11 protein-coding genes and 1 tRNA gene are annotated in these 13204 nt (G+C 70.4%); 9 read left to right on the top strand and 3 right to left on the bottom strand.

Going from position 1 to position 13204, the window contains the following annotated elements:
• Nucleotides 1-23 precede the first annotated feature (23 nt).
• The 5 genes from ABB55_RS07530 to ABB55_RS30275 all read left to right on the top strand — a co-directional run bounded on the left by ABB55_RS07530 (nt 24) and on the right by ABB55_RS30275 (nt 5878).
• Nucleotides 24-1145: a TIGR03364 family FAD-dependent oxidoreductase gene (locus tag ABB55_RS07530; RefSeq protein WP_152981961.1), complete on the top strand. Its 1122-nt coding sequence runs from the start codon at nt 24-26 to the stop codon at nt 1143-1145.
• The gene (gene phnX / locus ABB55_RS07525) at nt 1142-1945 is read left to right on the top strand and encodes a phosphonoacetaldehyde hydrolase (protein ID WP_054358258.1); all 804 of its coding nucleotides are present in this window, start codon (nt 1142-1144) and stop codon (nt 1943-1945) included. Before ABB55_RS07530 ends, phnX begins: the two co-directional genes overlap by 4 nt.
• A gap of 174 nt (nt 1946-2119) precedes the next feature.
• Nucleotides 2120-3175 carry an AraC family transcriptional regulator gene (locus ABB55_RS07520; RefSeq protein WP_054358257.1) on the top strand — a complete coding sequence of 352 codons (1056 nt, stop codon included), beginning with the start codon at nt 2120-2122 and terminating at the stop codon, nt 3173-3175.
• A gap of 110 nt (nt 3176-3285) precedes the next feature.
• Nucleotides 3286-5016, top strand: coding sequence for a GMC family oxidoreductase (locus ABB55_RS07515; RefSeq protein WP_083463436.1), 1731 nt, complete (start codon nt 3286-3288; stop codon nt 5014-5016).
• A 715-nt stretch (nt 5017-5731) separates the two neighbouring features.
• The gene (locus ABB55_RS30275) at nt 5732-5878 is read left to right on the top strand and encodes a hypothetical protein (protein ID WP_160321187.1); all 147 of its coding nucleotides are present in this window, start codon (nt 5732-5734) and stop codon (nt 5876-5878) included.
• A gap of 443 nt (nt 5879-6321) precedes the next feature.
• Here the strand turns inward: ABB55_RS30275 and ABB55_RS07505 are convergent, their stop codons facing one another.
• The 3 genes from ABB55_RS07505 to ABB55_RS07495 form a co-directional block, all read right to left on the bottom strand.
• On the bottom strand, nt 6322-7131 hold the full coding sequence (locus tag ABB55_RS07505) for an ATP-binding cassette domain-containing protein (RefSeq protein WP_083463435.1): 810 nt from the start codon (nt 7129-7131) through the stop codon (nt 6322-6324).
• Nucleotides 7128-8210 (bottom strand): ABC transporter permease, encoded by a 1083-nt coding sequence (locus tag ABB55_RS07500; RefSeq protein ID WP_054358253.1) that lies wholly within the window; start codon nt 8208-8210, stop codon nt 7128-7130. Before ABB55_RS07500 ends, ABB55_RS07505 begins: the two co-directional genes overlap by 4 nt.
• 312 nt (nt 8211-8522) lie before the next feature.
• Nucleotides 8523-9551: a sugar ABC transporter substrate-binding protein gene (locus ABB55_RS07495; protein ID WP_054358252.1), complete on the bottom strand. Its 1029-nt coding sequence runs from the start codon at nt 9549-9551 to the stop codon at nt 8523-8525.
• Between the two features lie 473 nt (nt 9552-10024).
• Here ABB55_RS07495 and ABB55_RS07490 point away from each other — a divergent pair, with 473 nt between their 5' ends.
• The 4 genes from ABB55_RS07490 to ABB55_RS07475 all read left to right on the top strand — a co-directional run bounded on the left by ABB55_RS07490 (nt 10025) and on the right by ABB55_RS07475 (nt 13180).
• Nucleotides 10025-11329: an ROK family transcriptional regulator gene (locus ABB55_RS07490; RefSeq protein WP_244471992.1), complete on the top strand. Its 1305-nt coding sequence runs from the start codon at nt 10025-10027 to the stop codon at nt 11327-11329.
• Nucleotides 11313-11741: an RbsD/FucU family protein gene (locus ABB55_RS07485; RefSeq protein WP_054358251.1), complete on the top strand. Its 429-nt coding sequence runs from the start codon at nt 11313-11315 to the stop codon at nt 11739-11741. The genes ABB55_RS07490 and ABB55_RS07485 overlap by 17 nt, the downstream gene beginning before the upstream one ends.
• 38 nt (nt 11742-11779) lie before the next feature.
• Complete coding sequence (locus ABB55_RS07480; RefSeq protein ID WP_054358250.1) at nt 11780-12730, top strand: carbohydrate kinase family protein; 951 nt, start codon at nt 11780-11782, stop codon at nt 12728-12730.
• Nucleotides 12731-13105: 375 nt separating this feature from the next.
• A tRNA-Gln gene (locus tag ABB55_RS07475) sits at nt 13106-13180 on the top strand.
• Nucleotides 13181-13204 lie beyond the last annotated feature (24 nt).

Here is a 13204-nt window from a genome sequence, read left to right as displayed (position 1 = left end):
AGGGTTTGTCGCAGGGGATTGTCGTGGAAAGCTATGATCTTGCCGTCGTCGGGGCCGGTATCGTCGGCCTCGCCCATGCGCTGGCGGCCGCGAAGAAGGGGTTGAAGGTCGTGGTCGTCGACCGCGACGCCCAGGCCAACGGCGCCTCGATCCGCAATTTCGGCTTCGTCACCGTGACGGGCCAGGAGCGCGGCGCCTGCTGGCAGCGGGCGATGCGCTCGCGCGACATCTGGGCCGAGATCGCGCCCGAGGCCGGCATCCGCGTCGAGCATCGCGGCCTCGTCGTCGCGGCGCGCCGGCCGGAGGCGGCGGCCGTGCTCGAAGCCTTCATGACCACCGAGATGGGCGCCGGCTGCCGGATGCTGTCGCCCACCGAGGCGCGCGGCCTTGTGCCGGCGCTGAAGGCCGACGGGATGGTGGCGGCGCTGCACTCGTCCCATGAAATCCGGGTCGAAAGCCGTGAGGCGATCCCGAAGCTGGCGCGCTGGCTGGAAACCGCCCATGGCGTGACCTTCCGCCGCCAGACGGCCGTGCGCACCGTCGCGCCGCCGGCGATCGAGACCACCACGGGCACGATCCGCGCCGCCCGCGCGGTCGTCTGCCCCGGCGACGATTTCCTGTCGCTCTTCCCCGAGCGCATCGCCGCCTATGGCGTGACCAAGTGCAAGCTGCACATGATGCGCGTGACGCCGGCCGACCCGACCCCGCTCGGTGCGGCCGTGATGTCCGATCTCGGCCTGGTGCGCTATCTCGGCTATGCGGCGCTGCCCGAGGCGGCGGCGCTCAAGGCCCGGCTCGAGGCCGAGCAGGCCGATGCGCTCGACAACGGCGTCCACCTGATCGTCGTGCAGTCGGCCGACGGCTCGCTGGTGGTCGGCGACAGCCACCATTATGGCCCGACGCCCGATCCCTTCGCGCCGGAGCATGTCGACCGGCTGATCCTCGACGAGTTCGATGCGGTGCTGGCCATGCCCGGCCGCCGCGTGACCGAGCGCTGGACCGGCATCTATGCCTCCGCGTCGGACCGGCTGATGTTCGTCGACAAGCCGTCCGACGACGTGCGCATCGCGATGGTGACGAGCGGGACCGGGGCCTCGACGGCCTTCGGCATCGCCGAAGAGGTGATCGGGGAGTGGATCGGATGAGCCAGCTGAAAGCGGTCGTGTTCGATTGGGCCGGCACGATCGTCGACCACGGCTCGCGCGCCCCGATGGGCGCCTTCGTGGAGGTGTTCCGCCAGTTCGGCGTCGCCCTTTCGATCGCCGAGGCACGCGGTCCGATGGGCCTGCCGAAATGGGACCATATCGACGCGCTCCTCAAGACGCCCGCGATCGCAGCGCGCTGGCAGGCGGCGCATGGCGTCGTGCCTGGAGCGGCCGAGGCCGACCGCATCTACGAGGTCTTCGTGCCGCTCAACGCGCAGGTGGTCACCGACTATGCCGACATGATCCCGGGCGCGGTCGAGACGGTCGCCGCCTGCCGGGCGCGCGGCCTGAAGATCGGCTCGACCACCGGCTATACCCGCGAGATCATGGCCAATCTGACGCCCGTGGCGGCCGCGGCCGGCTATGCGCCCGACAACCTGGTCTGCGCCGGCGATCTCGCCGCCGGCCGGCCGACGCCCCTGATGATGTACCGGACCTTCCTGGATCTCGGCGTCTTCCCGGCCCATGCGGTGGTCAAGGTCGACGACACCGAGCCGGGCATCGCCGAGGGGCTGGCGGCCGGGACCTGGACGGTCGGCGTCGCCGTCTCGGGCAACGCCATGGGGCTGTCGCGCGAGGAGGTCGCCGCGCTCGCCCCGGCGGAGTTCGCCGCGCGCCGCGACGCCGCCACCGCGACGCTGGTCCGCGCCGGCGCCCATGTTGTGATCGACAGCGTCGCCGACCTGTTGCCGGTCCTCGACGAGATCGAAGGCCGCCTGATGCGCGGCGAACGGCCGTAACGACGGTCCGGCGCGCAGCGTTCGTCTCGGGGAGTGCATAGGTCGACGCGGACGACGATGCCGCGCCGGGCCGGAGGCGGCCGTCTGGCCGCTTGTCGGGGTCGTGAAACGGCGTATCATCGCCGGATCGACCGGATCACGCGGGCTGGCCCGCAGCGGCAGGAACGCTCGCCCATGCAATCGCGCCAGGGCATGCCGGGACCTTTGCAGGGGCTCGATCTGGCCCCGCTCTATCGCGACTGCCTGCTCGATTCGCGCGAGCGTCGCGAGACCTACGATGTCATTGCCGGCGAGTTGTGCGACTACGGCCTGCAATGGCGCGGCGGCGCGGTCGATGCCAAGGCCTATCGCTGCCGGACCGGGCGGCTCGCCATCTATTCGATGCGCTACGGCGACGAGGTGACGATCACCCCGGACCTCTACCGCGATTTCCTGCTGGTCCATGTCTGCCTGCGCAACGGCATCGAGCTCGACGGCGACGGCGAGACCGCGCATGTCCCACAGGGCGGGGTCTATTTCAGCGCACCGCAGCGGCGCATCCGCCTGCGCTGGCAGGAGGGCTGCGAGCAGGTCATCATCCGGGTGCCCTATGGGCTGGCCGGGATCGAGGCCGGGACGCCGCTGAGGCCCGGCGCGCCGCTGGCGGCCGGTCTGGCGCCGATCTTCTCCAGCCAGCTCAACATGCTCCTGTCCCTCGCCCGCCAGCCCGAGGGGCTGCCGGGTCTGGCCGATTGGGCGGCCCATGCGGAGGAGGGCTTCGCGCGCTTCGCCGCCCTGCATCTGCGCGCCGATCCGGCGCAAGCCGCCGCTGCGTTGCGATCCTGGGACCCTGCGGGCGGCGAGGCCTCGGAGCGCGACGGTTCGGAGCGGCATGCCGACCGGCGCGACCGGCTCGTCGCCTTCATCGAAAGCCGTCTCGCCCGGCCGATCCAACTCGACGATCTGACCCGGGCGGTCGGCGTCGGACGGTCGCAATTGAACGATCTGACCCAGCAGGCCTTCGGCTGTGCGCCGATGGCGCTGGTGCGCCGGCTGCGCCTCCAGGCCGCCCGCCGCGACCTGGAAATCGATCCGGACCAGACCCTGACCCAGCTCTCCTTGCGCTACGGCTTCGAGCATCAGAGCCGCTTCTCCGCCTACTATCGCCGCCTGTTCGGCGAGGCGCCGCGCGAGACGCGCGGGCGGCTGCACGGCGCCGCCCCGGCGACCGGCACCGGAAGAAGCGGATAACCGGCGGCGCTGCCGCCGCAAGAGGTGGATATTTCAAGCCTGAAAGAGACGCCATCCTGTCGGGGATTGGAGCCGGGCGTGCAGAATTCCGGCCGCGAATGGGGAGCGTCATGAAAGATCTCGGCGAAGACCTTCGGTCCACCCTTCTGGACAAGCTCGAAACGTCCCTGCTGTGCGGAACGATCCGGCGCCGGCAATTCCTGCAATGGTCGCTCGCACTCGGCCTCGGCATGCCGGCTGCGTCCGCCCTGGCCGACACGCTCGATGCGGCGCGCGCCAACCAGGACGCCCGCGCCAAGGCCCTGTCGGGCGAATTCGATATCATCGTCTGCGGCGCCGGCACGTCGGGATGCACGCTCGCCGGCCGCCTCGCCGAGGCGGGATTGAAGGTCGCGCTGATCGAGGCCGGCGACTGGGACACGGCGCCGAGCATCCTCGATCCCGGCCAGTGGTTCATGAATCTCGGCACCGAGAGGGATTGGGGCGATGTCGCGGTGCCGACCGCGAGCGTGAACGGCCGCGCCATCGCGTCCCACATGGGGCGCGCCGTCGGCGGCGGCTCCTCGATCAATGCGACCATCTGGGTCCGGCCGCCCCGCGCTGATCTCGACGGCTGGGCCGAGACCGCCGGCGACAAGGCCTGGGGCTACGACGCCGCGTTGAAGCTCTTCACCGGCCGGATCGAGAACTGGCAGGGGCCGGCCAGCCCCTATCGCGGCAAGGGCGGCAAGGTCTGGTCGCAAGTCGCCGCCGACCCGCCGCCGATCGCGCCGGCCATGCTGGCGGCGGCCCGCAATCTCGGCCTGCCGGTCTCCGACGACCTCAACGGCGCCCGCGAGGAAGGCCCCGGCGGCTTCGCCCTGATGAACCAGATCATCAAGGACGGCCGGCGCATGAACATGGCGCAGGCCTATCTCTATCCGGTGATCGACCGGCCCAATCTCACCGTTCTGACCCGAACCCGGGTCACCCGGCTGGTGGTCGAGAACGGCCGGGTGGTCGGCATCAAGGCCCTGCGCGACGGGGCCGAGATCACCCTTCGGGCGGCACGCGAGGTGGTGCTGTCGCTCGGCGCGATCCGGACGCCGCAGATCCTGATGCTGTCAGGCATCGGCGACCGCGCCCATCTGGCGCAGCACGGCATCGCGTCGGTTCTGCATGCGCCGGAGGTCGGCCGGAACTTCCACGACCATATCCTGCATGGCGGCTGCATCTGGGAGAGCCCGGAGCCGGTCAAGATGAAGAACTCGGCCGCCAACGCGTCCGGCTTCTGGAAGTCCGATCCGGCCTTCGACCGGCCGGACATGAACATCGTGCAGATCGAACTGCCCTATGCGTCGGATGCGATCGGCAAGGAATACGGTCCGCCGGCCAGCGCCTGGGCACTCTGCGCCGGCCTGGTCGATCCGAAGAGCCGCGGCGAGGTGCGGCTCGCCTCGGCCGATCCGACCGCCAAACCGGTGGTGACGGCCAGTTTCCTGTCCGATCCGCGCGACGTGAAGTCCCAGATGGCGGCGATCGACCTCTGCCGCCAGATCGGCAACGATCCCGCGATGAAGCCCTATGCCAAGCGCGAGGCGGTGCCCGGCAAGGCGCTGGATCCGGACGCCAAGGCGCAGTTCGTGCGCAACGGCGCCACGACCTTCTTCCATCAGGTCGGCACGGCCCGCATGGGCAAGGACGACGGCGCCGTCGTCGGCGCCGACCTGAAGGTCAAGGGTTTGGCCGGCCTGCGCATCGTCGACGGCTCGATCATGCCGCGCATCGTCACCTGCGCCACCATGGCCACCTGCGTGCTGATCGGCGAACGGGGGGCCGACCTGGTGCTGGCGGGGAAATAGGGGGAAGGGGGCCGTGGGCAGCAGGCAGTCGGCGGTGGGAAGTGGGCAGAAGGCAGTAGGCAGTAGGCAGTAGGCAGTAGGCAGAAGGGAAGCGACCCACGGTTGGCATCCCCGGACAAGGCCCGAAGGGCCGCCGATCCGGGGCCTACTCGCCCTGCGGTGGCATCAAAATCGTCAATTAAATCAGAATCTTGCTGCAATTTGGCAGCAGAGTGGGTCCCGGCTCTCCGCTCGCGCTCCGGCCGGGAATGCGCTGAGAGATTGTGCCGTCGGCCCCCCGATCTCTCGACGCAGCTCCGTTCTGCCGGTGCGTCGCCCGCGCCTTGCACGCGGCTTCCTATGTCCCAATCCAGATTGCCTTCCCGCCCTCACGCCGCCCGGGCCTCGCCCGGAGGCGCCATGGCGCCGGTCGCGATGGCGACCGCGTCCGACATCGTGATCGCGCGCCGGCAGAGCCTGGCTGCGTCGAGAGATCGGGGGATCCACCGCGCGATCTCTCAGCGCATTCCCGGCCGGAGCGTAAGCGGAGAGCCGGGACCCACTCTGCTGGTGACTTGCCGTAAGACCATGCGTTCATTGATGATCTTGATGCGGCTGCAATGTGAGTAGGCCCCGGATCGGCGGCCCTTCGGGCCTTGTCCGGGGATGCCAACCGTGGGTCGCTTCCCGACGGACTTCCCGGCCTCACGCCGCCCGGGCCTCTTCCGGAGGCGCCATGGCGCTGGTCGCGACGGCGTCCGACATCGTGATCGCGCGCCGGCAGACCCGGGCTGCGTCGAGAGATCGGGGGATCCACCGCGCGATCTCTCAGCGCATTCCCGGCCGCAGCAAAGCGGAAAGCCGGGATCCACTCTGCTGGTGACTTGCCGTAAGACCATGCTTTCATTGACGATCTTTATGCCGTTGCAAGGCGAGTGGGCCCCGGATCGGCGGCCCTTCGGGCCTTGTCCGGGGATGCCAACCGAGGGTCGCTTCCCGACGGACTTCCCGCCCTCACGCCGCCCGGGGCTCTCCCGGAGGCGCCATGGCGCCGGTCATGTTGGCGACGGCGTCCGACATCGTGATCGCGCGCCGGCAGAGCCTGGCTGCGTCGAGAGATCGGGGGACCATCGCACGATCTCTCGGCGCATTCCCGGCCGGAGCGCGAGCGGAGAGCCGGACCCATTGTGCGGGCGGCACCGGCAAGCTATCGGATTTATTGACGATTTTGATGCGGTTGCAAGGTGAGTGGGCCCCGGATCGGCGGCCCTTCGGGCCTTGTCCGGGGATGCCAGCCGTGGGGCGCTTGCAGACGACCTCCCGCCCTCACGCCGCCCGGGCCTCTCCCGGAGGCGCCATGGCGCCGGTCATGATGGCGACGGCGTCCGACATGGTGATCGCGCGCGGGTCGACCACGGCGTGGCGGCGGCCGAGGCGGTGGATGTGGATGCGGTCGGCGACCTCGAAGACATGCGGCATGTTGTGGCTGATCAGCACGATCGGCAGGCCCTTGGCGCGCACGTCGAGGATCAGCTCCAGCACCTTGCGGCTTTCCTTGACGCCGAGCGCGGCGGTCGGCTCGTCCATGATCACCACGCGGCTGCCGAAGGCTGCGGCGCGGGCGATGGCGACGCCCTGGCGCTGGCCGCCCGACAGGGTCTCGACGGGCTGGTCGATGTTCTGGATGGTCATCAGGCCGAGCGAGGACAGCGCGGCGCGGGCCTCCCGACGCATGCGCGGGCGGTCGAGCATGCCGAGCAGCGTGCCGAGCGGGCCGGCGACGCGCGGCTCGCGGCCGAGGAACAGGTTGTCGGCGATCGACAGCGCCGGCGACAGGGCGAGGTTCTGGTAGACGGTCTCGATGCCGATGCGGCGGGCGTCGATCGGGCTGTCGAAGCTGACCGGCTGGCCGTCGAACAGGATGGTGCCGTGGTCGGGCCGAATGGCGCCGGTCAGCGCCTTGATGAGCGAGGACTTGCCGGCGCCGTTGTCGCCGATCACGGCCAGGATCTCGCCCGGCATCAGATCGAAGTCGGCATGGTCGAGGGCGGTGACGCGGCCGTAGCGCTTGACGAGGCCGCGCGCTTCGAGAATCGGCGCTTGGGAGACGGGCACTTGGGGAACGGGCGTGCTCACTGCGAAACCCTCCGGAGCCACTGGTCGAGAGCGACGGCGACGATGATCAGCGCGCCGACGGCGAAATCCTGCCAGAGAACGTTGACGCCCGAGAGCGCCAGGCCGTTGCGGAACACGCCGACGATCAGGGCGCCGAGCAGCGTGCCGACGATCGAGCCGCGGCCGCCGAACAGCGAGGTGCCGCCGATCACCACCGCGGTGATGCTGTCGAGGTTGGAGGTCTGGCCCGATTGCGGGCTGGCCGAGCCGTAGCGGCTGATCATCATCCAGGCGGCGAAGGCGCAGACGATCCCGGCGACGATATAGACCGACATCAGCACGCGCTCGACCCGGATGCCGGCGAGGCGCGCCGCTTCCGGATCGTCGCCGACCGCATGGACGTGACGGCCCCAGGCGGTCATCGACAGGAGATACCAGAACAGCGCGATGGCGATCACCATGGCGATCGAGCCGTAGGTCAGCCGGGCGTCGCCGATCGGGATCGCGGTGGCGAAGAACTGCAGGAGCGGCGCGGTCTCGCCGATATCCTGCGAGCGGATCGTCTCGCTGTCCGAGTACCAGAGGTTCAGCGCGAAGACCATGTACCAGGTGCCGAGCGTCACGATGAAGGGCGGCAGCCGGAAACGCGTGACCAGGATGCCGTTGACCGCCCCGCAGGCCGCGCCGACCGCGACGCCGATCAGGATGGCGAGCGGCGTCGGCACGCCGGCGGTGACGGCGAGCTTGCCCATCACCATCGAGGCCAGCACCGCGATCGCGCCGACCGAGAGGTCGATGCCGGCGGTCAGCACCACGATGGTCTGGGCGATGCCGATCACCGCGATGATGGTCACCTGCTGCAGGACGACCGAGAGATTGAACGCGGTCAGGAAGCGCTGCCCGCCGGCCATCGCGAAGACGGCGACCGAGAGGACCAGCACGAGGGCGGGGATCGCCGTCGGGTGGACGTGAAGCAGATGCTGGATCCGCTTCAGGAGCGACGGCGTCTCCTCCTTGAAGGTCGCCACGGTCGCCTGGGCGCCGATCGCCACCTTCTCGAAGTCCGCCGGCGCGCGCGGAGGGGTCTCGTTCGCGCTCATGGGTTCGGTTCCTCGCTGGGCGGCGCTTCGACGGCAACCGCGGGGCCCGGTCCGGCCGGGCGATGGTGCGCGGGCGCCCCGGTCGGGGACGCGTCGCACTGCCGACCCGGCCGCACGCACGCACCAATCGGACGCGCCGGGCTCGGTCAACGTTTGGGGGGAAGGGCCGGCGGAGGACGCGCCTCGGGCCGTCCCGCCGGTCGGGCTCTCAGGGCGTCATCCGATCCGACGGGATCCGATGACGCCCGGGATGTCTTGGGCTGTGCAAGCATTTCCCGATCGGAGCCGATCGCCCCCGACCGGACCTTGCGCTCAGCCCCAGCACTTCTTCAGGGCGTCGGCCGAGGTGATCGACGGCTGGCCGGCGACCGGCTTGTCGGTGACCAGTTCGACGCCGGTGTTGAGGAAGTCGAGGCCAGGGCTCTTCTCCGGCTTCTTGCCGGTCTTGGCGAACTCGGCCACCGCCTCGACGCCCTTGGAGGCCATCAGCAGCGGGAACTGCATCGAGGTGGCGCCGATCACGCCGCCCTTGACGTTCTTCACGCCCGGGCAGCCGCCGTCGACCGAGACGATCAGTACCGACTTCTCCTTGCCGACCGCCTTCAGCGCCTCATAGGCGCCGGCCGCGGCCGGTTCGTTGATCGTATAGACGACCGTGATCGAGGGGTCGCGCTGCAGCAGGTTCTCCATGGCGCGGCGGCCGCCTTCCTCGGAGCCCTGGGTCACGTCGTTGCCGACGATGCGCGGGTCCTTCTCGTCGCCGTTCTTGCGCGGGTCGCCGAGATCGATGCCGAAGCCCTTCAGGAAGCCCTGGTCGCGCAGCACGTCGACCGAGATCTGGTTCTTGTTGAGATCGAGCAGCGCGATCTTGGCACTGGCGGCCTTGTCGCCGAGCGAGGCCTTGGCCCACTGGCCGATCAGTTCGCCGGCCTTGAAATTGTCGGTCGCGAAGGTCGCGTCGGCGGCCTCGGCCGGCTCGAGCGGGGTGTCGAGCGCGATCACCAGCAGGCCGGCCTTGCGCGCCTTCTCGACCGTCGGGACGATGGCGCGGCTGTCGGACGGGGTGATCAGGATGCCCTTGGCACCGGCCGAGATCAGGCTCTCGATCGCCTCGACCTGACCCTGGTTGTCGCCGTCGACCTTGCCGGCGAAGGAGCGCAGTTCGACGCCCAGTTCCTTGGCCTTGGCCTCGGCGCCTTCGCGCATCTTGACGAAGAACGGGTTGGTGTTGGTCTTGGTGACCAGGCCGACGATCGGCTTGTCGGCCGCGGCGGCCGGCGCGAGAGCGGCGATCAGACCGGCGGCGGTGCCGGCCACGAGCATGCTGGCGAATTTCCTCATCGCGTCCTCCCTGGGGCGCCGGCCTCCGCGCAGAGGCGGATGGGCGCTCGATCCCTTTGAAATCGAAAGCATCCAGGCCCCGGCCGCAATGGGTGGACCGATCGCCGGATGTTCCGCGGACGGTCCCGGCGGCCGACGGCTCGGCCGTCGCGTCGTTGTCGTCCCGTCGGCCCTTTTCCGTCGGGCTTGTCCCGTTTTTGACATGAGCCTCCGGCCCTGTCAATAAATAAATCCATCGGATGAATTTATTGACAGGGGCGCCGCCGACAGGCAGGATCGGGCGTGGTCAAAGGGCGCGCCGCGGTGTCGCGTGTCGCGCGGCCTGGGTTGGAAGCCGCTGTCCGCCGTCGTCCCGACGGGGGCAGGGGCCGCCGACATCCCGGCCTCGCGATGGCCGCCGGGCCGGGTGCGGCGCCTGTCCGACCGGACGTGCCTGCGGCTTCGGTCGGAAACTTCGGACCGTGGAGACGGATGTGGACGACGTTGACGATCCTTCGCGGCGTGCCGCCCTGCGGCCCGAGCCCCCAGGGCCTTCCGGCCCCTCCGGGCATGAGGGTCTCCCGGCGGCCGATCTGCGCCGCGGCACCGACCAGGCCGGGGTCCGGGCCTATAACGAGCGCCTGATCCTGTCCCTGATCCGGCGCGGCGACGGCCTGCCCAAGGCCGAGATCGCGCGCCTGACCGGACTGTCGCCGCAGACCACCACGGTGATCATGAACCGGCTCGAGGCCGATGGTCTGATCCGCCGCGGCGAGCCCCAGCGCGGGCGCGTCGGCCAGCCGTCGATCCCCTATCGGCTCGATCCCGACGGTGCGCTCGCCTTCGGGCTGAAGCTCGGCCGCCGCTCGACCGACCTGGTGCTGGTCGATTTCGTCGGCCGGGTGATCGCGCGCCGGCACTGGACGCATGCCTATCCGCAGCCCGACCTGCTGCTCGCCCAGGTTGCATCCGGCACGGCCGCCTTGACCGCCGGCCTGTCGGCGGAACGGCGCGGCCGGATCGTCGGCTTCGGCATCGCCACCCCGTTCGAGCTTTGGAACTGGGCGCCGCAGGTCGGCGCGCCGGCGGGCGTCATGGAGGCCTGGCGCGGCTTCGACGTGGCGGCCGAGATCGGCGCCCGGATGCCCTGGCCGGTCCATGTCATGAACGACGGCACGGCGGCCTGCGCGGCGGAGAATTTCTTCGGCCGCGCGCCGGCCCCGCGCGACTTCGTCTATGCCTTCATCGGCTCCTTCATCGGCGGCGGTATCGTGATCAACGGCAATGTCGTTCCCGGACGCACCGGCAATGCCGGCGCGATCGGCTCCATGCCGATCCCGCTCGCGCGCGCCGACGGGTCGGTGACGACGGCCCAGCTGATCAGCAGCGCCTCGCTGGCCGAACTCGAAGCCCGCCTGCGCCGGCAGGGCGTCGATCCCTCCGGCCTCTATATCCAGCCGCATGACTGGCCGGACTACGGGGAGACCCTGGAAACCTGGATCGCCGAGGCCGGGCGCAGCCTCGCCGTGCTGACCGCCGCGGCGACCGCGATCCTCGATTTCGAGGCGGTGGTGATCGATGGCGCCGTGCCGAGCGCGATCCGCAGCCGCCTGGTCGAGGCGACCCGGGCCGGGCTCGGCCATCTCGACCTGCAGGGCCTGACGCCCTGCGACATCCGCGAGGGCACCGTCGGGGCCGACGCCCGCGCCATGGGCGGTGCGGCCCTGCCGTTCCTCGCCAATTTTGCCCGCAACAGGGAGGTCCTGTTCAAGGACGCCAGCGATGCTCAAAGGGATTGACCCGGTTCTCGGGCCGGATCTGATCATGACGCTCCGCGCCATGGGCCATGGCGACGAGATCGCCGTCGTCGACGGCAACTATCCGGCCGTCGCCCATGCGCGCCGGCTGGTGCGCATGGACGGCCACGATGCGACGCGCGTGGTCGACGCCATCCTGTCGGTGATGCCGCTCGACGACGACCAGGATGCCGCCTTCCGGCCGGGCATCCGCGGCGACGAGGCCGCGGTCGAGCCGATCATGGCCGATTTCGAAGCCATCGTCCGGCGCCACGAGCCGGCCAAGGCGGTCACCCCGCTGATGGGGCAAGCCTTCTACGACCGCGTCCGCGCCGCCTATGCGGTGGTGGCGACCGGCGAGCGGCGGCTCTACGGCAATCTCGTCCTGCGCAAGGGCGTCGTCCGGCCGGACTGAGACGCCGGCTGCCAATCACAACAAGGGAGGAGGCAGCCATGCTGCTTGTCGCCGGCGAGGCGTTGTTCGACATGATGGGGCACCGGACCGAGGCCGGCGAGGCCTTCCTGCCGGTGGTCGGCGGGTCGCCGCTCAACGTCGCCATGGGGCTCGCCCGCCTCGGGCGGCGCACGGCCTTCCTGACCAAGCTCTCGACCGACTTCTTCGGCGACCGGCTCGACGCCTTCATGGCGGCGGAGGGGATCGACCGGCGTCATGTCGTGCGCGCCCCCGGCCTGCAGACCACGCTGGCCTTCGTGGCGCTGGGCGCCGACGGCCAGCCGGTCTATTCCTTCTACGGCACCGGCGCGGCCGACCGTTCGATGACCGAGGCCGACCTGCCGGCGCGCCTCGATCCGGACGTCTCGGCGATCCATTTCGGCTCGATCGCGCTCGCCCAGGAGCCGACCGCCGGCACCCTCGACCGCTTCATGGCGCGCATGGCGGACGACAAGGTCATTTCGCTCGATCCGAACATCCGGCCGAGCATCATCCCCGACCGGCGCCGGTGGCTCGACCGCTTCGCCGGCCAGCTCGTACGCGCCGACATCGTCAAGGCCTCCGCCGAGGATGTCGCCTGGATCGAGGGCGAGGGCGCCGATCTGGAGACGGTCGCCCGGCGCTGGTCGCGCGCCGGCCCGGCCTTCGCGCTGATCACCGACGGCGGCCACGGCGTCCATGTCGCCCGCGGCGGCCAGCATGTCTTCATGCCTGCCCTGCGGGTCGCGGTCTCCGACACGATCGGCGCCGGCGACACGTTCCAGGCCGCGATTCTCGCCCGCCTCGACGAGCAGGGGCTGCTCGCCAAGCCGACCCTGCGCATGCTCTCCGACGATCGCCTCGCCGACGCCATCCGCTTCGCCATCGCCGCCGCCGCCATCACCTGCACCCGCCGCGGCGCCGACCTGCCGCGCCGCGACGAAGTCGACGCCATGCTGCTGGCGGCGTGACGGATGTGATGTCCGGGGGGCAGGGGATGGCGTGACGGATGGCGACGTCCGTTGGACAGGCAACGGCGTGACGGATGGCGATGCTCGTCGGGGCAGGGGACGGCCTGACGGATGGCGACGTCCATCGGGCAGGGGATGGCGCGGCCGGTGATGTACCCGCCATCGGCGGATGGGCGGTAACGGCCCGGGATCGCGGTCAACCGGGATGGCGAGACCCGCGATGTCGTAACCGGCGCGCCTACCGGCGGCCGCGGTCGATCGCGGATCGCCGAACTCCGGTCGCGCGCCGCGGCCGCTTGCGTCCGCGCCGCGACGGTTGCGGCCTCGCCGCGAACTGGCTATGAGAGGCCTCCGCCGGAACCGACACCGGCCCGTTGGGGCGTCGCCAAGTGGTAAGGCAGCGGATTTTGATTCCGCCATCCGCAGGTTCGAATCCTGCCGCCCCATCCAGAATTTTCGCCGAATGAGCCGTTT

The organism is Prosthecodimorpha hirschii (assembly GCF_001305515.1).
Lineage (GTDB): Bacteria > Pseudomonadota > Alphaproteobacteria > Rhizobiales > Ancalomicrobiaceae > Prosthecodimorpha > Prosthecodimorpha hirschii.
The sequence above is the reverse complement of the archived record's forward strand: the minus strand, read 5'-3'. Positions and strand labels throughout refer to the sequence as shown.